We start from the raw sequence: 22,266 nt of genomic DNA, 5'->3' as shown, positions 1-22,266 counted from the left end.
TGCGGGTGAGCCGGAGGCCGTACGGCTGCGGTGTGTGAAGCCCCGCGAGGACGATCGGCGATCGTGGCCCGTACCCCGTTGGACCTGGACGAACTGGTCGAGCACTGGGCGCTGCTGAAGGACGAGCAAGGACTCGTCTCCGGCAAGCGCGGTGCGACGCGACTGGGCTTCGCCGTCTTGCTGAAGTTCTATACGCAGTACGGCCGGTTTCCCCGGAACCGGGCAGAGCTGCCCGGCGAGGTCGTGGAGTTCGCGGCCCGGCGGGTACAGGTCCCCGCCTCCGAGCTGGATGCGTAGGACTGGACCGGCCGCACGATCGAACACCACCGCGCGCAGATCCGGGAGCACCTCGGCTTCCGTGAGTGCAGCGTCGCGGACGCGGAGAAGCTGACGACGTATCTGGCCGAGCACGTCGCGCGCAAGGAACGCAGGCCCGAGCAGATCCGGGTGGAGCTGCTGGCCCGCTGCCGCGAGGAGAGCGTCGAGCCGCCCACACCGGGCCGGTGCGACCGCATTGTGGCGGCCGCCCTGCGAGCGTCCGAGGAGGCCCTGACCGCCCTGATCTCCTCGCGGCTGACCGCGGAGAGTATCGAGCGGATCGTGGCGTTGGTGGCCGGTGGCACCGACGACCAGGACGATGCTGGACCCGCGGGCGGCGGCACAGAGGGCGAGGGCGCGCCCCCGGTGCTGGGGACGATCGAGGAAGCGCCGGGCAATGTGAGCCTGGAGACGATGCCCACCGAGATCGACAAACTCCTGGCGGTGCGGGCGATCGGCCTGCCGCCGGACCTGTTCCTCGACATCGCACCGAAAGTCGTGGCCGACTGGCGGGCCCGGGCCGCGGTGGAGTCGCCGTCCCACCTGCGGACGTACCCGGCGGGGCTGCGGGTGACCTTGCTGGCCGTGCTCTTGCACGAGCGGGAGCAGGAGATCACCGACACTCTGGTGGAGCTGCTGATCTCCACCGTGCACCGGATCGGGGCGCAGGCGGAGAAGAAGGTCACCGAGCAACTCATCAACGCGTTCAAGAAGGTGTCGGGCAAGGAGAACATCCTCTTGAAGCTCGCCGAGGCGTCCCTCGGCACCCCGAAGGGACGGTCCGCCAGGTCGTCTTCCCGGCGGTGTCCGGGGGCGAGGCGACGCTGCGGGAGCTGGTACACGAGTTCAAGACTCGCGGGCCCGATCCGGCTCACGCCGGCCGAGGCCCAGCCCGAGCCGCGCAACCTGCGCAGGATCAAGGGCGGAGTGGCGTGGCGGTGGGGCATCGTGCCCCTGATCGACATGCTCAAGGAAGCGGTGCTGCGGACCGGCTGCCTGGACGCGGTCACCTCCGTCTCCGGCGGCGGCAGCCTCTCGGCCGAGGTACTCGCCGAACGCCTGCTGCTGGTCATCCACGCGTACGGCACGAACACCGGGATCAAGGCGGTGGCGTCCGGCGGCCACAGCCACACCGAGGACGAGCTGCGCTACGTACGGCGGCGGTACCTGTCCGCCGAAGCCGCCCGCGCCATCGCCATCCAAAGCGCGAACGCCACCTTCACCGCCCGCAACACCGAGTTGTGGGGCCAGGGCTCGACCGCGGTCGCCTCCGACTCCACCCACGTGCGCGGCTACGACCAGAACCTGTTCACCGAGTGGCACTCGCGCTACGGCGGCCGCGGCGTGCTCAACTACACGGACAGCCATGGCCAGTCGGAATTCGGGTTCGGCATCACGAGGCTGCTGAACTTCGACCTGCTGCCACGCACCAGGCGGATCAACAAGGTGAAGCTGTACCGGCCGGTGGCCGGCGAACCGGACGCCTACCCGCAGCTGACCCCGGCGCTGACCCGTCCGATCCGCTGGGAGCTCATCGCCCAGCAGTGCGACCAGATGATCAAGTATGCGACGGCGATCCGGACCCGGACCGCGTCCACCGAGGCGATCCTGCGGCGCTTCACCCGCAACGCCTCCCACCCCACCTACGCGGCGATGCTGGAGGTCGGCCGCGCGCAGAAGACCATCTTCGTGGCCCGCTATCTGCGGCTTCGGGACCTTCAGCGGGAGATCGAAGAGGGCCTGAACGTGATGGAGTCCTCCAACGGCGCGAACTCTGTGATCGCCTACGGCAAGGGCGGGGAGATCGCCTCGAACCGGCGCGACGAGCAGGAGATGTTCGTGTTGTGCCTGCGGATCCTGCAGTCTGCCCTGGTTCAGGTGAACACCCTGATGCTCCAGGACATCCTCGGCGAACCAGGGTGGGCGGACCTGCTCACCCCTGCGGCGAGCTGTCCGCGCGGAAGGAGCGCTTCCGCGTCAGCGACAGGTCTCAGTTCGGCTGCCGGCGGGTGGCTGTGAGGCCGCCTTGCAGCCCAGGGGGGTGAGGGCCTGGGCCGGTGCCGGCTGCGCCTCGTGCCACCGTGGCGGTGAGCACACGCGGGAGGAGGATGGCACTGGGTGGTCTGACCAGCGTGAGGATGTCGAGGAAGACGGCCTGCGTGTGCGGATCGCGAGTTCCGGCCGCGAGGATTCTGTCGACGTAGCGGCCGAGCAAATGTCGGCCGATGCCGGGCCGGGGGGCGGCGCAGGTGGTCGGATACCGCAAGTCGGCGGTGGTTCCCAGTAGCCAAGGGGATTGCCGAATGGCCTTCAGAGCGTGGTGGTAGCGGCGAGCCAGGGTCGGGGAGTCAGGTCCGTCTGCAGCCAGGCAGCGCCCGAGTTGCCGGGCGCTGAGGGCGGCCACGGTCATGCCCTGGGCGTACAGCGGATTCAGGGCACATGCGGAGTCGCCGAGAGCGACGACGTTGGCGGGCAGGCCTCGCGCTTTGTCGTAGTGACGTAGGCGGCCGGCTGTGGAGTTGTTGCGTACCACCGGGGTGAGGGGCGTGGCACCGGCCAGCAGATCAGCGATGACCGGTGTGGTGAGAGATCGAGCGAAGGCCAGGAAGTCGTCCGAGGAGGCGGTGGGACGATCCGTTCCCACTCCGGTGAGGGTGACGATCCAGCGGTCCTTCTCGAAGGGTGCGAGGACTCCGCCGCGGGTGACGGCCGGTCCTGTTTCCATGACGTAGCACGCCTGCCAGTCCGGCTCGGTGTAGGAGGGGGGCCGGGCGAACAGGCGGCTGGCGTAGCCCAGGCGGGAGTCCACCACGGACTCAGGGATGGCAGGGCAGCCGAGCGCCGCCAGCCACGACGGGAGCCGCGAGCCGCGTCCGGTGGCGTCCACGACCAGGGAGGCGGGGAGGCTGCGGGCCGGGGTTGTGGGCGGTGCGTCCTGCGGGCGCAGCGCCACGGAGGTGACCCGGGCCGGAGTGCCTTCCAGAGCTTCGGCGTGGTGCCGGGGCAGAAACCGGATCTGCGGGAGTGCGAGGACACGGTCCCGCAGGACACATTCCAGCAGGGGGCGGCTGCCGCCGATGGCAGATGTTCCGGACGGGGTTCTGAGTCCCCAACCGTGCCGGGTGGCCAGGGCCAGGTGCGCGCCCACGTCGATGAGATGACCGCCTCGGCCGAGGAAGTCGGCGGTGACTCCCGGGAAGAGCGCTTCCACTACGTCCAACCCCGGCGGGAACAGGACATGGACATGGGCATCCTGGGGCGTTCCGCTGCGCCGTGTCGCTGTGGTGGGCGGATCGTCCCGGTCGATCAGGTAGACCGTGGCGTAGTGGTCGGCGAGCACTCTGGCGGCGAGCAGTCCGCCGATTGAAGCCCCGATGACCAGGGCAGGGGGGTGCGTATCCGGCATGGCCACTCCTGGAGAACGGCGGGGTGTTCCTCGTGGACCGGGGTCGGCCCCTGGCTGAAGGGGGCCCGGTTGCGTCTCCCGGACGGGTGCGGCGGCCGCCCGGGGTCAGACGAACGGCAGTGGTAGATGCTCGGCTGCCGGTCCTGGCAGCAGGGTGAAGAGCCGGAAGGCGATGCAGTCGAGCATGACGGAAACATCCAGGAGACCGATGACAGCGAGTGCTTGGACGGGCGTCCTGGCCCGGTGCGGCAGCAGGCCGGTGCCGCGGAAGATGGTGCTCTCGGGACCGTGGTGGAGGTAGTAGTGCCTGATGAGCCAGGCGGTTCCGTACCAGAAGACGCCAGAGGTCATCGGGACGTAGACGGGGACCTGGTACCACTCGGCCGAGAAGAGCGTCAGGAACGGGACGCCCTCCCGGTAGGCGTAGGCACCGGTCTGGATCCAGATGATCTCGATGGGCAGTCCGATGGCCGCGCAGACACCGAGCCCGGTGGCAGCGAGACGGATTCCGCTCAGGTCGGGCCATCGGCGCAGCACCCCAAAGTGCATGACGGCGGCGGCGGTGAGCGCGAATACCAGACCGGTGAGGTATCCGGCACCGGTCACCAGCAAGGGTTCGACTTTGACCGAGGGATCGGGGAAGCCGAAGATCTCCGGCCAGGCTGGCAGGTACTCCCCCCAGGACGGGATGTGCAGGCTCGCCGAGTTGAGCATCCCCATGGGGGAGAAGTACGGGTCGAGTCCGGCCTGGGAGACGAATCCGAGCAGCAGGAGCGCGTCGATGGTGAGGCGGTGTTCGCTGATGCAGCGGCGTGCGATCCAGATGATGAGCGGAACGATCATCATGATGACGAGGATCTGGGCTGTCCAGAGCAGTGTCTGTCGGGGCCCGCTCAGTGCACCGAGGTCGCCTGTGCTCAGATGGAGTTGTCCCGAGGAGAGGTAGCGCACCGCCACATACGTCTCCAGGCCGAGGAAGAGCGCTCCGGTACAGGACCACAGGATCACCGGTGCGGGCCGCCGCCGGTGGGGGGACACCGGCACTGGGGCTGAGCCGGGCTCAGACCGGGCGTACATCGCGATCACCTCCGTGGGGTTTCGTCCGACAGGACCATCGCGTCCAGGAGCCAGTCAGCGAGGGCGGCCGCGCTGGGTTTGACCCAGATCACGCCGGTTTTCATCTCGGTGCGCAGTGCTCGCTGGAGGCGTTGCTGGAGCTGGATGGCGCCAAGGGAGTCGAGGCCGAGGAGGACCATGCTGGTGTGGGGACCGATGTGGCGGGTGGTGCCTCCGAGCAGTTCGCGGACGGTCTCGATGATGAACGCCTCCAGGAGGGCCTGGCGCTCCAACGAGTTGTCGGCGGCGAGGAGCTGGTCCCGAATCCCGGTCTCATCGCCTTCGGCCTCGGTGCCCGTGAGAAGCCTGGTGAGCAGTGTGGAGGACCGCACGGTCGGGTAGGGGCTGGTCCACCGGTCGACGTCCAGGGGAGAGTAGGCGACCTGCTGGTAACCGGAGGTCAGGATGCGTTCGAGTGCGTCGATGCCGTCGGTGGGGCTGATGGTCAGGAAGCCGCGGTCGGCCAGGTGCTGTCCGCGGCCGACCTCGCTCCATGGGCCCCAGTGGATGCCAGTGGCGGGCAGGCCTGCGGTGGTGCGCTGGGAGATGAGGCCGTCGAGGAAGGCGTTGGTGGCGGCGTAAGCGGCCTGCCCGGGGGAGCCGATCAGGGAGGCGACGGAGGAGTAGACGACGAAGAGGTCCAGGTCGGCGCCCTCAGTGGCTTGGTGAAGTGTCCAAGCTCCTTCGGCTTTGCCACGCCAGACCCTCTCCAGAAGGCGGTCGTCGAGGTTGGCGAGGGTGGCGTCCTCGACGACTCCGGCTGCGTGGAACACCCCGCGCAGTACGCACCCGTCCGCTGCGGCGGCCGCGACTGCTCGTGCGGCGACGGCGGGGTCGCCGATGTCGCCGCGGACGACGGTGATGCCGGTGCCCACGGTACGTAGGGCTTCCAGTCTGGTTGCGGTGGTGTCCGAGGGCGTGGAGCGGCCGCTGATGACGATCTGGCCGGCGCCGCGGCGGGCGAGCCATTGGACAGTGAGGAGGCCGAGGCCGCCGAGGCCGCCGGTGACGAGGTAGGCCGCGCCGGGACGAATCAGCGGAGTGACGGTCTGCGTGGCGGGAGTGTTTTCGGTAGGCGCACCCGGGATGACCTGCGCGATGCGGCGCCCTTGCGGCAGGAGTGCCAGCTCGGTCAGAGGTTGTTCGTGGTCGAGCAGTTCCGCGACGACAGTGGCGTAGTCGGTTTCCTGACCGGTGAATTCCAGGCTGCTGGCGTGAAGTTCGGGATGCTCGTACGCCACGGTCCTGAGCACTCCGCGTACGCAGGCCGCGGTGAGCGGGGGACAGTCTTGGCGGCTGAGGACCCACAGCCGGGGCGGTTGCTCCCGATGGGCGAGGTGGCGGACCAGGGTGCAGGCGTGGGAGACCGCTGTGCGGGCGGCTCTGTCGGGTGCATCGCCGGGTTGCCCACTGGGCAGGGCGAGGACGACTCCTGTGCAGGGCAGTAGGGCGGCGGGGTCGGCGAGGAATGTGGTGAGGGGAAGCAGCCGGCAGCCTGCTGTGTGCCTTTTCAGCTCCAGCGCCAGTTCCGCAGGCCAGGTGTTGTCCTCGGAGGTGAGTACGGTCCATGTGCCCTCAACGGTGCGGGGACGATGCGCGGGCGCAGGGGAGGAAATCCACTTCAGATGGGACAGACGGGTGTTGAAGCGTTCGGTGGGCGGGGTGATGTTGGTGACGCGCAGGCCGAGGATCTCGGCGACGACCGTGCCGTCGGTGGTGGCCAGCCGGGCGGAGGCGGTGCAGCCCAGGTCGTCGGCCTCATGCACGCGGATCGCGGCCCTGCGGGTGTGGGCGGTAGGGCCGTACACCCGTACCTCTTCGAATCCGGCGACGGCCACCGGGCCGGGGGTGAGGGTGTAGTGGGCGAGCCAGGCCGAGACCGCGGTCTGTACGACCTGGTCGGCGAGGGCCGGGTGCAGGGACATCGTCCAGGCGGAGACCTGTGCGCTCTCGTGGGTGTGCAGCGAGGACACCGCCAGGTCCTCGCCGGGGTGCACCTGGATGCGGTCGATGGCGGTGAAGGCCGGTCCGTGGAAGACGTGGTGTCTATCCCGGAAAGTGCGGTGCAGGGTGGCGACTTCGCTGTCCTGCCAGCCGTCGGGGTCCAGGCCGGCGGGGGCGAGCGGGATGGGGTGCTCATGTTCGGGTAACGGGCGTACGGCGCCACGGGCATGGACGGTGGTGCCGTCGTCGCTGGTGGACGCGATCTCAACGAGGCCGCTGTCGCCATCGCGGATCAGGCGGGTGGTGACCTGCGGCTCAGGATCCAGGATCAGCGGGTGGAGGACACGGATGTCCGAGGCTGCGACGCGATCGGTGCCGTAGGCGCGTGCGGCGGCGGCCAGCATCATCTCCACCGCGCCGGTGCCCGGCAGGATCGGCACGTCCGCCACCTTGTGGTCAGCGAGCCAGGGCAGCCGCCGCGGACCAAGAGGGGTCTGCCACAGGTAACGGTCGGGGTTGTCGGGGTCGTTCACGTGCCCGCCGAGCAGCGGGTGCTGCTCAGAGCCCGGCAGGCCCGGCGCGACCAGTCGGTAGGCGGGCTCGTCGCCGCCGTGGCGGGTGCGGTGCCAGTCGGTGACCGGCACGTCGGCCAGCTCGCCCTCGCCGTAGTGGGTGGCGAAGTCGATGCCGTGGTAGCCGGCTGTGTGCAGGGTGGCGAGGTGGGTCAGAAACGCGTCCTGGTCGTCGGCTCCCTGGCGCAGGCTGCCGACCGCGATGGCGTCGGGTACGGCGTCATGCCGGGCGGTGTCCAGGATGGGGCGTACCGCGAGGGGGTGGGCGGTGCACTCGATGAACAGCCGGTGCCCGGCGGTGAGCGCCGCGGACACGGCGGTGTGGAACCGCACCGGATCTCGTTGGTTGCGCACCCAGTACTCCCCGTCCAGCACACCATGGTGGAGCGGATCGGGTGACACGGTGGAGTAGAAGGGGATACGGGGGTGCGCCTCGGGTACGTCGGCCAGCGCGGCGTGCAGCTGGGCCAGGACGGGATCGACCTGCGGGGAGTGCGAGGCCACCTCGACATCGATCGGCTTCGCCACCACACCGTCCGCCTCCCACCGCTCGATCAGCGAGGCGATCTGTGTGGCGTCGCCGGAGACGACCGTGATTCCGGGCGAGGTGAGCACCCCCAGCGTCACTCCGTCCGCTCCGCCCGCGTCGATGGCCGCCTGCACTTGGTCGGCGCCGAGCATCACCGAGGCCATCGCCCCGCCGGAGATCGTGGCCAGCAGGGCGGAACGGCGACAGATCACCTTCACCCCGTCCGCGAGGCTCAGTCCGCCCGCCACGACCATCGCGGCAACCTCGCCCAGCGACTGGCCGATGACGGCCGTGGGTTCGATCCCCCAGGACCGCCACACGGCCGCCAGCGCCACCTGAACGCCGAACAAGGCAGGCTGGATGCGCTCGAGCCCGACCAACTGCCCGGAATGGGCGATCACCTCGCGCAGCGAGAATCCGGCCTCCATACGGATCAGCGGTTCCAGCTCGTCCACTACGGCGGCGAACACAGGCTCGCTCCCCAGCAGACCCTGGCACATGCCGGGCCGCTGGGAGCCCTGCCCGGTGAAGACGAACACCGGGCCTGCGTGCTCAGGCGGCAGCAGCGGCGCACCAGAGACCACGCCCTCGCACGCCTGCCCGGCCGCGAAGGCGCGTGCGCGGCCGGTGAGTTGGCGATGGTCGGCGGCGACGATTACCAGCCGGTGATCGGCGTGCGATCGGCGCTGAGTCAGGGTGTGCGCCGCATCCAGCAGCGATGCGTCCGCTCCAGGGCCTTCGGCCCAGGCGGCGAGGCGGGCGGCCGCCAGGGACAGGGACTGCGGTGAGCCGCCCGACAGAGGGAACAACCGGGCCTCCCCCTCGGGGCGTTGGGGACGCCGGGGCCGGGAACGCGGCACAGGAGCGGACTCGATCACCACATGCGCGTTGGTGCCGGTCACACCGTACGAGCAGACAGCCGCCAGCTGCGGCCCACCCTCCACCGGCCAGTCGGTCAGTTCGGTCGGCACGAAGAGCCGAGAGCCCTCGTCCCGCGGAATGGTGGGATTCCACTCCTTGAAAGTGGCATTGGGTGGAATCATCCCGCGCCGCAGGGACTCCACCGCCTTGATGGTGCCCGCGATGCCGGAGACCGGCTCGGAGTGCCCGATGTTCGTCTTGACGGAACCCAGCGCACATCGGCCCCGGCCACGCCCGTAGACGGCGTTGATGGAGGTGTACTCGATCGGGTCGCCGACCGCTGTGCCGGGGCCGTGCGCCTCCACCAGGCCCACCTCGCCCGGGTCGATACCCGCCTTGGCGACCGTCTCGCGAAACAGCTGCTGCTGCATCTCGGTCGAGGGAGCGGTCAGTCGGCTGGCCTGGCCGTCGTTGTTGACCGCGCTGCCCCGGATGACGGCCAGCACCCGGTCCCCGTCGCGCCGCGCGTCGGCCAGCCGTTTGAGGAGCAGGACACCCGCCCCCTCACCTCGTACATAGCCATCGGCACGGGAGTCGAAGGCATAGCACGCCCCCCGCCCCGACAGCAGCAACGGAGCCTCGTAGTAATGAGTCTCAGGCGACAGCATCAGCAGCACCGCCCCCGCCAGCGCCGTATCGCACTCGCCCAGCGTGAGCGCCCCGCACGCCGTGTCGAGAGCGACAAGACCCGACGAGCAGTGCGTGCTGACCACCATCACCGGACCACGCAGATCCATCGAGAAGGCCACCCGGCCCGCCGCGCCGGCCGTGAAATTCCCGAACAGATAAGGGCTGTTGGGGTAATCCTCGACCGGCCGCGCCTCACGGAAGAGATTGTCCGGCGCGTACGTACCCATATAGACCCCGGTACGCGAGCTGCGCATCCGGTCCATCGGCACGCCCGCGTGCTCCACCGCCTGCCAGGCCACCTCCATCAGCACCCGGAACTGCGGATCCACCCACCGCTGCTCCATCGGCGCGACCGAGAAGGCCTCCGGATCCCACGCCCACACGTCCCCCTCCAGGAAGCAGCCGCGCCCCGCCCGCTGTGCCAAATCCGGGTCGTGCAGGGCTGCGAGGCGCCCGGCCTTCCACCGGCCAGCCGGCACCGGACCTGCCATCTTCCCTCCCTGAGCAGCCAGTTCCCACAGGCCCGCAGCGCTCTCCACACGACCGGGAAACCGGCAGCCGATACCGATGATCGCGATAGGTTCCCTCGCCGAAGCCGACATGTCCGCCCCCTACTCGGCAATGGCCGTGCTGTAGCTGAACCGGAACACCGGCGCCAACTCGCCCTCCACCAGCTCCGTCTCGCCGGTGTCCTCGAAATGCTGGTGCCGCCCGTAGAAGGCCACGATGAGTCGCGATGAATCCGCAACAGCCCCCTCCGGCAGCCAGTGCCGGCTCGGCAGCTCCGGCGGGCCTCCCACCAGAAGGACCAACCGTCCCGAACCCGCCACCGCCTCACTGGCCATATGCCCCCACCTCTCCTCATCCCTCGCCCTGCGCACAGAGCCACACCAGAACCACTGGCCTTCTCTTTCCAGTTGGCGCGAACAGAACAGACCCAACAAGGCGCATTCGGCAGGCGCTCGCTGCAGACCGTGCCCAGGCCAGGCAACACGTGCCCCCCTGAGCTCCCTGGACCGCCCGGCGCCTGTCGCGGTAAATGCCGGATTTACCGCGACAGAGCCCCTACCGTGATCACCGCGACCTGCGACGGGCCATTCCGGCCGCCGGGGCGAGGTGTACGCATTTACTGCGGCAGGGTCGGAGGGCGGGGAGAGCATGGCGATCGAACCAGTAACCGACATCGGGAGTGGGGGCGCGTTGCGGTTGCCGCGCGCCCGCGTCGTCCCCTGTCCGCCCCGCCGGCCTCGTACACCGCGGCCATCGAGCGGTCCCTCACCGGCGCGGGCATCGCGAAGTCCTCCGCGCGGATCTACCGGATCTCGCTGACGACGTGGGGATGGATGCTCGCCGGGGAACCGGCTCCGACCGGACCCGCCCACCGGGGCTCGAAGCCTCCCGTCTTCCCTGTCACCGCGATCGACGACCCGGCGCTGCCGGAGCTGCTGGCTGAACTGGCGGCGGCCCGCGCGGACGATATGGACGTCGACATCGTCAACCGCGAACTGTCCATCGCGCGCAAGGAAATCGGCTGGTGGCAGCGCCAGGGCTGGCTCGAAGGCGACCCGACGATCGGCATCGAGCGGCGGCCGGCACCACAGGACCGCACCAAAGCCCTGGCAGAGAACCAAATGGCTGCTCTGTGGCGCCTGGGCGTCGCCCTGCGGGAGAAGACGCAGTCGAAAATGCTCTACGAGCCCGCCGCACGGGCCGACGAAGTGCTGTGCCTGAACGTGGAAGACCTCTACCCGCAGGACAAGCGGGGGAAGATCACCGCCAAGGGCGGGGCGGCCGAGTGGATTCACTGGCAGTCCGGCACCGCCCAGCTGCTGCCCCGCCTCATTGGCCGCCGTACCCACGGCCCGCTGGTCCTCACCGACCGCGAAGCCCCGGCCGGAACACCGACGCTCGACGTGTGCCCCGAGACCGGCCGGGCCCGGCTCTCCTACCGCCGCACTGAGGAAATCCTCGAGGAGAACACCAGGCTGCTGGCCAACCCCCTCGCCTCACCCGAAGACATCGAGGACCTGGACGGCTGGACCCTGCACCGGCTCCGGCACAGCGCCCTCGCACACGACGCCGAGGACGGCACCTCCCCCCGATGCTGCTGGCCCGCTCCCGCCACGCCTCCGTCCGCTCCCTGGAGCGGTACGCCCGCCCCGGCGTCGACTCGGTCGCCCGGCACGTCGCCGGACGCGACCCCGCCGCACGTCGTCGGACGTGCCCCTCGCCGTTTGCGGCTGGTGACAGTGTTCTTACCGGCGCCCCGAGTCCGGACGGCCGGGCTGGTCGGCGAGTCCCGACGGCCGGGTCGGTCGGCGAGTGCTGACGGTGGGGTCGGCCGTGTCGCCGATGGCTGCCCCGGCGGTCGGAGTCATCCTCGGACCGGCGTCGTCAGCAATCCGGGCGGCAACTCCCGCCCAGGAGCGCGGAGTTAGGCCGGGTCGGGCCGCAGGCGTAACCGGACTCCGCTGCCGCCCCCCCCGCGTGGCCGGGTGCCCCCTCAGGCCGACTCCGTCAGCAGCCGCGCCAGCAACTCCCGGCCCGGACCCAGGAGTTCCGGCAGCGGCGCCGCCCCCTCGTACCACCGCTTCTCGTACTCCCAGCACAGCCAGCCGTCCCAGCCCTTGCGGGTGAGGAGTTCCACGCACTCGGCGAGGGGCAGGGCGCCCGCGCCGAGGGGGAGCGGGGTGGTGTCGTCGGCGCTCGCGATGTCCTTGACCTGGATGTAGCCGAGGAACGGGGACAGCGTGGCGTAGGTGTCGGCGACCTGTTCGCCGCCGAGCCAGGTGTGCATCAGGTCCCACAGGGCTCCGGCGTTCCGGTGGCCGACGGGGCCGAGGACGCGGGCTGCGGCGGCGCCGGTGCGGTGCGAGTCGTGGGTCTCCAGGAGGATGCGGACGCCGACGTCGGCGGCGTGCTCGGCGGCGGTGCCCAGGCGCCGCGCGGCCGTCGCGTCGGCCTCGTCCCGCTGCTCCTGGGACGGCTCGGTGCCGTCGTCCGGGGAGCCGCCGGGGAATCCGCCCGGGAAGACGCGGACATAGGGCGCGCCGAGGTCCCGGGCGAGGGCGAGCAGCGCCCGGATCTCGTCCAGGACGGGCTCGTCGTCGCCGGGCGCCGCGACGCGGGCGTACCCCGCGAGGCCGAGGACGTCGACGCCCGCGTCCTTGAACGCGGCGGCCACGTCGGCCCGTTCGGTGAGACCGAGGCCCGGGTGGACGGGCTCCTCGGGGTGTGCGCGCAGCTCGACGCCGTGATAGCCGTGGGTGACGGCAAGCCGCAGTACGTCCGGGACGGGCATGCCGGGTACGCCGAGCGTGGAGAAGGCGAGTTTCATGGCCGGACTTCTTTCCCGAGGAGGACTACGGAAACGCCCCCGCTGAGGCGCGGGGTACCGAGTGCCCCGTGAGGGGCGCGGGGAACTGCGCGACAAGCCACAACGCACCCGCACCCGCGCACCCCGCGCAACAGGGCAGATGCAACCGCGCCACCCGCACCCCGCGCAACAGGGCAGATGCAACCGCGCCACCCGCACCCCGAACGGGGCCACCCCACACGTCAAAGGCCCCCGGCCAGATCCTGCAACCGCCAGTCCTGCCCCACCAGATCCGCCCCGAACGACCGATGCGCCTTCTCCGCCACGAGCACGAACCCGTGCCGCTGATAGATGGGCCGGGCCGAGCCGAGGACGTCGTTGGTCCACAGCACCAGCTCCCGGTACCCCACGCTCCGGGCGAACTCCACGACCGCGCCGACCAGCCGGTCCCCGATGCCGAGCCCCCGCGCCTCCGGCTCGACGAGCAGCAGCCGCGCCGTGCCCGGCGCCTCGTCGCGTACGCACATCACGCACCCGACGGGACGTCCGTCGAGCTCGGCGATCCACACCCGCTCCAGGTACGGGTCGTGGTCCTCCGCGAAGTCGGCGACGATGCGGGCGACCAGGCCTTCGTAGTCGGCGTTCCACCCGTACTCGGTCGCGTACAGCGCGCCGTTGCGCTGCACGATCCAGCCGAGTTCGCCCGCGCCGGGCTCGCGCAGGAGCACGTCGTCGGCGCGGGGCGGGCGGCGGGTGCTGTCCGACAGGATGGCGCGGACGGTCCCCATGGCGGCGGTCAGCCGCTCGCGCTCGGCGGCCGGGACCGACGCGAGCAGCGAGCCGACCGCTTCCCGGGACCGCTCGTCGAGCAGCTCGGCGGCGGTGCGCCCGCGCGGGGTGAGCGTGACGCGCCGCCGCCGCGGATCCCGCTCCGAGGGGGCCCGCTCGGAGCGGGCCGTCCTCCTCGAACTTGGCCAGGATGCGGCTCAAGTACCCCGCGTACAGGGAGAGGCCGCCGCGCAGGTCGGCGACCCGGTCCCCGGCAGCGGCACGGCGACGACGCCGTACGGCGCTCTCCCGATGGCCCTCAAGCGAACGAACTCAGGAGCCGGACGGCTTGATCTCCCCCGCGAACACGATGATCTGGTCGATGAGGCTCCGCCGCAGATGCACGACATCCGTGCCCGCGAGTCGCGGCCCCCCGTCCGGCGTGGTGAAGACCCACTGGTACCGGGCCCACTCGTCCGGCATGTCCACCGCCGAACACCGCACCATGGTCCCGGCCCCCGCCGGATGCCGCCGAAGATCCAGCACGAACCGCTCGACCTCCTCGATCCCCTCCCGCCGCCCGAGCGGCCCCCAGAAGACCACGTCCGAGGTCAGGGCCTGGGAGAGCAGGGTCGTCACCCGGCTGTCGTCCGGCGCGTTGAAGGCGGAGATGAACATGTCGATCGCGGACTGTGCGGTCTCTTCCTGCATACACCAGTAGTACCAGTACGCGCCGGTGAACTCGCCCCAACCGACGTGTTCCTCGGCCCGTTTGAGACTTTTCGCGTGGCGTGCGTCGCTGACCGGCCATGATCGGGGGAAAGTCCCCAGAGGAACTTCAATGGAATGCTGGAACCCACGAGTGGGCGGCGGCATCGGCCTCGCCCCGGCTGCGCCTGTGGGAGGCCGTCGTGAAGTTCGTGCTCGAAGTCGACGTCGACGACACCGCGTCGGCGGAGGACGCCACCCGGGAGCTGGGGCGCATCCTCCGCTACTGGGCGGGGAGCCTGCGGTACTACGCCCTGGAGCCGGGGGCCGGTGAGACCGTGCTCGACTCGGCCCACCGGGAGGTCGGGCGGTGGACGATCGCGGGGAGCTGAGGCGGGGCGGGGGCGTCAGGCCCGGCGGGGTGTTCCCGTGGAGCCGCGCACCATCAGTTCGCCGTGCACCGTCGCGATGCCCCCGGGCGGCTCCTCCTCGCGGCCCATGGCGATGCGGCCGGCCCGCGCCCCCGCCTCGTACAGCGGAAGGCGGACCGTCGTCAGGGCGGGGACCGCGTCGATGCTGAACGGGAGGTCGTCGAAGCCCGCCACCGAGACGTCGCCGGGGATGGAAAGGCCGCGGTCGCGCAGGGCGGCGCAGGCGCCCAGGGCCACCGTGTCGTTGGCGGCGACGACGGCCGTCAACTCGGGGGCGCGGCGCAGGAGTTCGAGGGTTGCGTCGTAGCCGGAGCGGCGGTCGTAGGGGCCGTGCAGGGTCAGGCGGGGGTCGTCGGGGACGCCCGCGGCGGCCAGGGCCTCCTGGTGGCCCTCCAGGCGGTGGCGGGTGGTGGTGCGCTCCGTGGGGCCCGCGATGTAGCCGATGCGGCGGTGGCCGAGGCCGATGAGGTGGTCGGTGAGGCGCCGCCCGCCGCCCCGGTTGTCGAAGGTCAGGGCCACCGCGTCCGGCGCCTCGTCGGTCGGCGGCCGCCCGCACAGCACCACCTGTGAGCCCGCCTCGCCGAGCCGCCGCAGCTTCCCGCCGATCGCCGCCGCGTGTGGGGCGTCCTCGATGGCGCCGCCGGTCACCACGACGGCCGCGGCCCGCTGGCGCTGGAGCAGGGTCAGGTACGTCAGCTCGCGCTCGGGGGAGCCGCCGGTGTTGCAGACCACGGCCATCCGCTCGCCCCCGGCCCGGCCGCCGGGGCCGGTGATCTCCGACTGGACCGCGCTCGCCATGATCCCGAAGAACGGGTCGGCGATGTCGTTGACGAGGATGCCGACCAGGTCCGAGGTCGCCGCGGCCAGCGAGCTGGCGGGGCCGTTCAGGACGTAGTCCAGGTCGTCCACCGCGCGCAGTACGCGCTCCCGCGTCGCCGCGGCGACGGGGTAGTTGCCGTTCAGTACGCGGGACACGGTGGCGGGGGACACCTGGGCGCGAGCCGCCACGTCCGCCAGGGTCACGGTCATCTGTTGGCCTCCGGTCTTGTACGAACCTTGTCCGGCAGGCTAGCTTCTCCCCAATAGAAAGCGCTTGCTACGCATGGAGTGCCGTACGGGACACAAGAACCTCGCCCCCACCACCGCCCACCGGCCGCGCACCCGGCGCCCCGCGCCTACGGAGGAACTCACGTGACACGCGAGACGGTCCGCATCGCCATGAACGGCGTGACGGGACGCATGGGTCACCGCCAGCACCTGGTCCGCTCGATCCTCGCCCTGCGCGAACAGGGCGGCCTCGACCTGGGCGACGGCACCCGGCTCTGGCCGGAGCCGGTCCTCGTGGGCCGCAGGGAGCACGCGCTGCGCGAACTGGCCGAGCGGTACGGCCTCACCCACTGGTCGACCGACCTCGACGCCGTCCTCGCCGACCCCACGATCGGCGTCTACTTCGACGCGCAGGTCACCTCGGCCCGCGAGGACGCGCTCAGGAAGGCGCTCGCCGCGGGCAAGCACCTCTACACCGAGAAGCCCTCCGCCACGTCCTTCGCCACCGCCCTCGACCTGGCCCGGCGCGCCCGGGACGCGGGCGTCAAGCACGGCGTCGTCCAGGACAAGCTCTTCCTGCCGGGCCTGCGCAAGCTGAAGCGCCTGGTGGACGGCGGCTTCTTCGGGCAGATCCTGTCCGTGCGCGGCGAGTTCGGCTACTGGGTCTTCGAGGGCGACTGGCAGGAGGCGCAGCGCCCGTCCTGGAACTACCGCGCGGAGGACGGCGGCGGCATCGTCGCCGACATGTTCCCGCACTGGGAGTACGTCCTGCACGAGCTGTTCGGCCGGGTGCGCTCCGTGCAGGCGCTCGCCGTCACCCATGTGCCGCAGCGCTGGGACGAGCGCGGCAAGCCGTACGACGCGACGGCGGACGACGCAGCGTACGGCATCTTCGAGCTCGACGGGGGCGCCGTCGCACAGATCAACTCGTCCTGGACGGTGCGGGTGCACCGCGACGAGCTGGTGGAGTTCCAGGTCGACGGCACCGAGGGCTCCGCGGTCGCGGGCCTGCGCGGCTGCCGCTTCCAGCACCGCGCGGCCACGCCCAAACCGGTGTGGAACCCCGACCTGCCCGCCGCGCACTCCTTCCGGGAGCAGTGGCAGGAGGTCCCTGACAACGGGTCCGCGGGCGAGTCCGACAACGGCTTCAAGGCCCAGTGGGAGCTGTTCCTGCGGCATGTGTACGCCGACGCGCCCTACCGCTGGGACCTGTTCGCGGGCGCGCGGGGCGTGCAGCTGGCGGAGCTGGGGCTGCGGTCGTCGGCGGAGGGGCGCCGGATCGACGTACCGGAGATCGCGCTGTGAACGCGGCGTCCGTGCCTCCCTCGCCCCCTTCGCCTCCCTCGCCCCCGTTGCGCTCCCGCACCGTCTTCGCTGCCGCCCACGTCGTCGCCGACCCGCGCGCCGACGTGTCCCCGGACGGACCCGCCGCCGTCGACTGGGACGCCACCCTCGCCTTCCGCCGCCACCTGTGGGCGCACGGCCTGGGCGTCGCCGAGGCCATGGACACCGCGCAGCGCGGCATGGGCCTGGACTGGGCGGGCGCGGCCGAGCTGATCCGGCGTTCGGCCGCGGAGGCCGCCGCGGTCGGCGGCCGGATCGCGTGCGGCGTCGGCACGGACCAGCTGACCTCGCCCGCGGCGACCCTGACCGACGTACGGCGCGCCTACGAGGAGCAGTTGGCGCTGGTGGAGGAGGTGGGCGCGCGGGCGATCCTGATGGCGTCGCGGGCCCTGGCGGCGACGGCGGAGGGCCCGGACGGCTACCTGGCGACGTACGCCGACCTGCTCCGGCAGGCCACCGCCCCGGTGATCCTGCACTGGCTCGGCCCGATGTTCGACCCGGCACTCGCGGGCTACTGGGGCTCGGCCGACCTGGACGCGGCCACGGACACGTTCCTGGAGGTGATCGCCGCCCACCCCGGCAAGGTGGACGGCGTGAAGATCTCGCTCCTGGACGCGGACCGCGAGGTCGCCCTGCGCCGCCGCCTCCCGGACGGGGTGCGCTGCTACACGGGCGACGACTTCCACTACCCCGACCTGATCGCGGGCGACGACCAGGGCCACAGCGACGCGCTCCTCGGCGTCTTCGACCCGCTGGCACCGGTGGCGGCCCGAGCGGTGCGCGCCCTGGACGCGGACGACCCCAAGGCCTTCCGCGAACTCCTCGACCCCACGGTCGAGTTGGCCCGCCACCTCTTCGAGCCGCCCACCCGCTTCTACAAGACGGGCGTCGTCCTCCTGGCCTGGCTGGCGGGCCACCAGGACCACTTCACGATGGTCGGCGGCCTCCAGTCGGCCCGCTCCCTGCCGCACCTCACCAGGGCGTACGAACTGGCCGACGCCCTGTCCCTGTTCCCCGACCCGGACCTGGCCGCGTACCGCATGCGCACGCTCCAGGAGATCCACGGAGTCACCCCATGACGCCACCCCCGCCCCGCGCCCCGGCCGACTTCAGCATCAACCAGATGACGGTGAAGCAGCTTTCCTTGCCCGAACTGGTCACCGCCTGCGCGGACTTGGGCGTCCGGGGCGTCGGACTGTGGCGCGAGCCGGTCCAGGAGTACGGGGTGGAGGCGGCCGCGAAGCTGGTGCGGGGCGCCGGTCTGACCGTCACCACGCTCTGCCGGGGCGGTTTCCTCACGGCCCGCGACCCCGCCGAACGGGCCCGCGCCCTGGCCGACAACCGCGCCGCCATCGACGAGGCCGCGACCCTCGGCACCGACACCCTGGTCCTCGTCTCCGGCGGCCTCCCCGCCGGCGACCGGGACCGCGACCTGCCCGCCGCCCGCGAACGCGTCGCCGACGCCCTCGCCGAACTCGCCCCCTACGCCGCCGCCCGCGCCGTCCGCCTCGCCATCGAACCCCTCCACCCGATGTACGCCGCCGACCGCTGCGTGGTCTCCACCCTCACCCAGGCCCTCGACCTGGCCGAACGCTTCCCCGCCGACCAGGTCGGCGTCTGCGCCGACACGTACCACATCTGGTGGGACGACCAGGCCCCCACCGCCCTCACCCACGCCACCACCACGGGCCGCCTGCACGCCTTCCAGCTCGCCGACTGGACCACCCCGCTGCCCCACGGCGTCCTCACCGGCCGCGGCCAACTCGGCGACGGCGCCATCGACTTCCGCCACTGGCGCCACCTCGTCGAGTCCTCCGGCTACAGCGGCCCGACGGAGGTCGAACTGTTCAACGACGGCTTGTGGGCGGAGGACGGGCGGGAGGTCCTGGGGGAGACGGTGCGGCGGTATCTGGAGCACGTCTGCTGAGCCTGCCTGGCCTGCCCGCCTGCCTGCCCGCCCGTCAGTCGTCGTCGTCAGGCGCGGTCGGCAGGGTGGGCCGGGGGCCTTCGTCGGGCACGACCACCAGGCGTACGGCCATCTGTCGTGAGTCGGGCGGGTGGTCGCCGGGCTCGGTCTGGTATTTGCGCAGCAGCGCCAGGTACTCCTCGGTGAACGTGGCGACCTGTTCCTTCGTCATCCGCAGTCCGAAGCGTTGGATCTGGTTCCAGCCCGCGGAGGCGTCGTACCCGGCGTACGCGCTCACGACCAGGTTCAGGTCCTGGGTCATCTTGAGCGCGCCGATCTTGACGGCGGCCTCGCGTTCGTCGGCCGTCAACTCCAGGCCCGGCGGCGTGAAGATGTCCGTCATCAGCGACTTCCACCAGCGTTCCCGGCCGGTGGACCGCTCCTCGATCTCGGCGATCAGCTTCAGGTCGGCGAGTTTGCGCAGGTGGTAGCTGGTGGTGCCGGTGCTTTCGCCGAGGGCCTTGGCGACGCTGGTGGAGTTCGCTTCGCCGTGCTCGCCCAGGTAGCTCAGGATGTCGCGGCGCACCGGGTTGGACAGTGCCTTGTAGAAGGCTTTGAGGTCCGGGCCGGTGAGGACTCTCTTCTCGGGGCGCTCGACCATGCCGACCAGGGTACTGCAGAGAGTCTCTGCGGTTATTGCAGAGACTGTTTGCAGAATGTCTCTGCAATGGCTACTTTGGTTCGAGGGGCGCCAACGGGCGCCGGAAAGCTCGGGGGTCGAGATGCGAAAGAAGCGGGCCGGGGTGGCCGACCATGGCTGAATCACTGGATGCCCAGTTGCGGGACGAGATCGACGACCAGGTCGCGGAGGCGTTCGATGCCTACCTGGCCGACAGGCTGGCCGAACCGGGGCCGCTGCGCACGGCGCTGGAGCTGAGGCGCAGTACCAGGCTGGTGCTCGGCACGGTCGGGCTGGGAGCGCTCGCCACGGCGCTGGCGCCGGACGGAAGCACCGTCGTCTGCTGGATCTGGGGTGCGATCGCGGTGATGAACCTCGCCTGGCTGCGGACCGCGCGCCGTTGTTGAGGGGTTCGGGACGCGGCGCTCGCGGGCGTGGTGCCGCGTACGGCTACTTCTTGCCGCCTCCCAGGATGTCCCCCAGCAGATCCGCGAGCCCGCCGCCGCCCTGACCGGCGGTGGGCGCCGCACCCGGCGCGGCGCCGGAGGGCCCGGTCCTCTGCGTCCTCTGCGCGCGCTTCGTGAGCACCGCGAGGACCACCGGGATCAGAAGCTCCACCGCGCGCGTCACCGTCGCCACGGGCAGACCCGTCTTCTTCGCGACCGCGTTCGCCACCGGGCGGCTCAGCTTGCCGAGCATGCCCGCCATGATGCCGCCGCCGAGCAGCCCGCCGAGGCCGCCGCCCAGGGTGGCCACGCCCTGGAGCGGGGCCTCCTCCGTGAAGGCCTGGCGCACCTCGGCCGCCTCCGCCGGGTCGGCCGTCCGCGCCTTGTCCCGCAGGGTGCCCGAGAGCGTCGAGACCGTCTGGCCCACGACGGCCTGCGCGCCGGCCGGGTCCGTGCCGAGCACGTCGGCGATCTCCTGGAGCCTGTCGTCGCCCAGCTCGGTCAGTACGTCCTGCTCGAATGAGGTGTCGTCGCCCATGGGCGAAACGCTACGTCCGTGGTGGTTTGTCGGCACGCCGAAATCTTCCGGGGGAACTTGCCGAAGTCGTGCAACCCTTCCGCCACGACGCGTGTCGTACTGGGTGTCAGAAGCTCTGGAGGGGGGATCTGGGGGGATCCGTGGAGCGACTGACAAGGGGAGGGAAACCGAGGGGGCCCGGTCGACGGACAGGGCCCCCTCGAAACGTTCCCGGGCCAGGGGGAGATGTCCCCGAGGGCAGCAGGAGATCGTTCGCCGGGGTCAGCAGGGAACCGTTCCCGGGATCAGAAGAAGACCCCGCACGTCAACAACGCGTTCGCGTACGGACTCGCCTCGCCCGTCCGCACCACGAGCCGCGCCCCCGCCGACCGCTCCTTCAGCTCCTGATGCGGGACCAACCCCAGCGCCGCCCCCGGAAACCGCCGCTCCAACAACGCCGCCGCCCCCGGATTCGCCTCCCGCACCTCCCGCGCCGCCACCGCGCCCTCCACCACGAGCTCCGCGAGCAGCCCGTCCAGGACCTGCGCGAACGACGGCACCCCGGCGACGAACGCCAGATCCACCACCCGCGGCCCCGCCGGAATCGGCATCCCCGCGTCGCACACCAGGACCCGGTCGCCATGACCCAGCTCGGCCAGCGCGCCCGACAGATGGCGGTTGAGTATCCCGGCCTTCCTCACAGCGCCGCCACCTCGGCACCCGACGGATACGACACCTGAGCCCCCGCCCGCGTCACCGCGAGCGCCCCCACCTTCGCCGCGTACCGAGCCGCCGACTCCAGGTCCTCGCCCGCGCCGAGCCGCCACGCCAACGCCGCCGTGAACGCGTCCCCGGCACCCGTCGTGTCCACGGCGTCCACCTTCACCGACGGCACCCGCGCCACCCCCTCGGGACCCGCCACCAGCGCGCCGTCGCCGCCGAGCGTCACCACCACCGACCCCGGGCCGAGCGCCAGCAACCCCCGCGCCCAGTCCTCCGGCGCCTCGGGCACGTCCGCCCCGGCGCCCCGCAGGATCACCCGCGCCTCGTGCTCGTTCACCACGAGCGGATCGCAGGCCGCGAGGACCTCGTCCGGCAGCGGCGCCGGCGGCGACGGATTCAGGACCAGACGCGTGCCCTCGGGCAGGACACGCACCACCTCCGCGACCGTGTCGAGGGGGATCTCCAACTGCACCGACACCACCCGGGCCGCCTGGAAGAGGCTCGCCGCGGCCCGAACGTCCGCGGGCGTCAGGCGGGAATTCGCGCCCGGCGCCACCACGATGCTGTTGTCGCCCGACGGATCCACCGTGATCAGCGCGACCCCGGTCGGCGCGCCGCCCACCAGGACCCCCACCGTGTCCACGCCCGCCGACCGCTGCGACTCCAGGAGCAGCCTGCCGTACGCGTCGTCGCCGACCCGGGCGAGCAGCGCCGTCCGCGCGCCCAGCCTGCCCGCCGCCACCGCCTGGTTCGCGCCCTTGCCGCCCGGATGGACGGCCAGGTCCGAGCCGAGGACCGTCTCACCCGCGCCCGGCCGCCGCTCGACTGCGGTCACCAGGTCGGCGTTGGCCGAGCCCACGACCAGCAGGTCGTAGTCATGCATCGTGGTTCTGCCTTTCCCAAGTTCCCCGTGGTCCCCGTGTCAGGGACTGCTGCCCTTTGCCC

18 protein-coding genes and 2 pseudogenes are annotated in these 22,266 nt (G+C 71.4%); 8 read left to right on the top strand and 12 right to left on the bottom strand.

The genetic code is table 11. The annotated features are described in order from the left end of the window. Positions 1 to 30: 30 nt before the first annotated feature. A pseudogene (locus tag ACZ6BG_RS05395) lies at positions 31 to 516 on the top strand (DUF4158 domain-containing protein); the annotation flags it as partial. Positions 517 to 732: 216 nt separating this feature from the next. Next, a complete protein-coding gene (locus tag ACZ6BG_RS05390; RefSeq protein WP_468997943.1) occupies positions 733 to 2,337 on the top strand; it encodes a Tn3 family transposase in 1,605 nt (534 codons plus the stop codon). Here ACZ6BG_RS05390 and ACZ6BG_RS05385 read toward each other — a convergent pair. The 4 genes from ACZ6BG_RS05385 to ACZ6BG_RS05370 all read right to left on the bottom strand — a co-directional run bounded on the left by ACZ6BG_RS05385 (position 2,309) and on the right by ACZ6BG_RS05370 (position 10,281). Then, the gene (locus ACZ6BG_RS05385; protein ID WP_468997109.1) at positions 2,309 to 3,724 is read right to left on the bottom strand and encodes an NAD(P)/FAD-dependent oxidoreductase; all 1,416 of its coding nucleotides are present in this window, start codon (positions 3,722 to 3,724) and stop codon (positions 2,309 to 2,311) included. The genes ACZ6BG_RS05390 and ACZ6BG_RS05385 overlap by 29 nt on opposite strands. A gap of 105 nt (positions 3,725 to 3,829) precedes the next feature. Next, positions 3,830 to 4,801, bottom strand: a complete 972-nt coding sequence (locus ACZ6BG_RS05380; protein WP_468997107.1) for a spirocyclase AveC family protein — start codon at positions 4,799 to 4,801, stop codon at positions 3,830 to 3,832. Positions 4,802 to 4,806: 5 nt separating this feature from the next. Beyond that, a complete protein-coding gene (locus ACZ6BG_RS05375) occupies positions 4,807 to 10,038 on the bottom strand; it encodes a type I polyketide synthase (RefSeq protein WP_468997105.1) in 5,232 nt (1,743 codons plus the stop codon). 9 nt (positions 10,039 to 10,047) lie between these two features. After that, complete coding sequence (locus tag ACZ6BG_RS05370; protein ID WP_468997102.1) at positions 10,048 to 10,281, bottom strand: DUF5988 family protein; 234 nt, start codon at positions 10,279 to 10,281, stop codon at positions 10,048 to 10,050. A 225-nt stretch (positions 10,282 to 10,506) separates the two neighbouring features. Between ACZ6BG_RS05370 and ACZ6BG_RS05365 the strand changes: the two genes are divergently transcribed. Further along, the gene (locus ACZ6BG_RS05365; protein WP_468997099.1) at positions 10,507 to 11,874 is read left to right on the top strand and encodes a hypothetical protein; all 1,368 of its coding nucleotides are present in this window, start codon (positions 10,507 to 10,509) and stop codon (positions 11,872 to 11,874) included. 65 nt (positions 11,875 to 11,939) lie between these two features. Here the strand turns inward: ACZ6BG_RS05365 and ACZ6BG_RS05360 are convergent, their stop codons facing one another. The 3 genes and pseudogenes from ACZ6BG_RS05360 to ACZ6BG_RS05350 all read right to left on the bottom strand — a co-directional run bounded on the left by ACZ6BG_RS05360 (position 11,940) and on the right by ACZ6BG_RS05350 (position 14,231). Further along, entirely contained in the window at positions 11,940 to 12,773 is an 834-nt protein-coding gene (locus ACZ6BG_RS05360; protein WP_468997096.1) for a sugar phosphate isomerase/epimerase family protein, read from the bottom strand. 221 nt (positions 12,774 to 12,994) lie between these two features. Then, a pseudogene (locus ACZ6BG_RS05355) lies at positions 12,995 to 13,781 on the bottom strand (bifunctional helix-turn-helix transcriptional regulator/GNAT family N-acetyltransferase); the annotation flags it as partial. Between the two features lie 72 nt (positions 13,782 to 13,853). Further along, positions 13,854 to 14,231, bottom strand: coding sequence for a nuclear transport factor 2 family protein (locus ACZ6BG_RS05350; RefSeq protein WP_468997092.1), 378 nt, complete (start codon positions 14,229 to 14,231; stop codon positions 13,854 to 13,856). Between the two features lie 200 nt (positions 14,232 to 14,431). Between ACZ6BG_RS05350 and ACZ6BG_RS05345 the strand changes: the two genes are divergently transcribed. Next, on the top strand, positions 14,432 to 14,620 hold the full coding sequence (locus tag ACZ6BG_RS05345; protein WP_468997088.1) for a hypothetical protein: 189 nt from the start codon (positions 14,432 to 14,434) through the stop codon (positions 14,618 to 14,620). 15 nt (positions 14,621 to 14,635) lie between these two features. Here ACZ6BG_RS05345 and ACZ6BG_RS05340 read toward each other — a convergent pair whose 3' ends face one another. Continuing rightward, complete coding sequence (locus ACZ6BG_RS05340) at positions 14,636 to 15,688, bottom strand: LacI family DNA-binding transcriptional regulator (protein ID WP_468997084.1); 1,053 nt, start codon at positions 15,686 to 15,688, stop codon at positions 14,636 to 14,638. Positions 15,689 to 15,850: 162 nt separating this feature from the next. Here ACZ6BG_RS05340 and ACZ6BG_RS05335 point away from each other — a divergent pair, with 162 nt between their 5' ends. The 3 genes from ACZ6BG_RS05335 to ACZ6BG_RS05325 are packed head-to-tail and all read left to right on the top strand — an operon-like array spanning position 15,851 to position 18,977. Then, on the top strand, positions 15,851 to 17,011 hold the full coding sequence (locus ACZ6BG_RS05335) for a Gfo/Idh/MocA family protein (RefSeq protein WP_468997081.1): 1,161 nt from the start codon (positions 15,851 to 15,853) through the stop codon (positions 17,009 to 17,011). Then, entirely contained in the window at positions 17,008 to 18,129 is a 1,122-nt protein-coding gene (locus ACZ6BG_RS05330; protein WP_468997079.1) for a dihydrodipicolinate synthase family protein, read from the top strand. The genes ACZ6BG_RS05335 and ACZ6BG_RS05330 overlap by 4 nt, the downstream gene beginning before the upstream one ends. Then, positions 18,126 to 18,977, top strand: a complete 852-nt coding sequence (locus ACZ6BG_RS05325) for a sugar phosphate isomerase/epimerase family protein (RefSeq protein ID WP_468997076.1) — start codon at positions 18,126 to 18,128, stop codon at positions 18,975 to 18,977. Before ACZ6BG_RS05330 ends, ACZ6BG_RS05325 begins: the two co-directional genes overlap by 4 nt. 34 nt (positions 18,978 to 19,011) lie before the next feature. Here the strand turns inward: ACZ6BG_RS05325 and ACZ6BG_RS05320 are convergent, their stop codons facing one another. Next, positions 19,012 to 19,617 (bottom strand): ArsR/SmtB family transcription factor, encoded by a 606-nt coding sequence (locus tag ACZ6BG_RS05320; protein WP_468997073.1) that lies wholly within the window; start codon positions 19,615 to 19,617, stop codon positions 19,012 to 19,014. 152 nt (positions 19,618 to 19,769) lie between these two features. Here ACZ6BG_RS05320 and ACZ6BG_RS05315 point away from each other — a divergent pair, with 152 nt between their 5' ends. Next, the gene (locus ACZ6BG_RS05315) at positions 19,770 to 20,042 is read left to right on the top strand and encodes a hypothetical protein (RefSeq protein ID WP_468997070.1); all 273 of its coding nucleotides are present in this window, start codon (positions 19,770 to 19,772) and stop codon (positions 20,040 to 20,042) included. Positions 20,043 to 20,085: 43 nt separating this feature from the next. On the opposite strand, the gene ACZ6BG_RS05310 is transcribed toward ACZ6BG_RS05315, so the two are convergent. The 3 genes from ACZ6BG_RS05310 to ACZ6BG_RS05300 all read right to left on the bottom strand — a co-directional run bounded on the left by ACZ6BG_RS05310 (position 20,086) and on the right by ACZ6BG_RS05300 (position 22,204). Further along, on the bottom strand, positions 20,086 to 20,619 hold the full coding sequence (locus ACZ6BG_RS05310; RefSeq protein ID WP_468997068.1) for a DUF937 domain-containing protein: 534 nt from the start codon (positions 20,617 to 20,619) through the stop codon (positions 20,086 to 20,088). Between the two features lie 284 nt (positions 20,620 to 20,903). Beyond that, positions 20,904 to 21,299, bottom strand: a complete 396-nt coding sequence (gene rbsD / locus ACZ6BG_RS05305; protein WP_468480766.1) for a D-ribose pyranase — start codon at positions 21,297 to 21,299, stop codon at positions 20,904 to 20,906. Then, on the bottom strand, positions 21,296 to 22,204 hold the full coding sequence (locus ACZ6BG_RS05300; protein ID WP_468997066.1) for a ribokinase: 909 nt from the start codon (positions 22,202 to 22,204) through the stop codon (positions 21,296 to 21,298). Before ACZ6BG_RS05300 ends, rbsD begins: the two co-directional genes overlap by 4 nt. Positions 22,205 to 22,266 lie beyond the last annotated feature (62 nt).

The organism is Streptomyces sp. NPDC041205 (assembly GCF_055591765.1).
The sequence above is the reverse complement of the archived record's forward strand: the minus strand, read 5'-3'. Positions and strand labels throughout refer to the sequence as shown.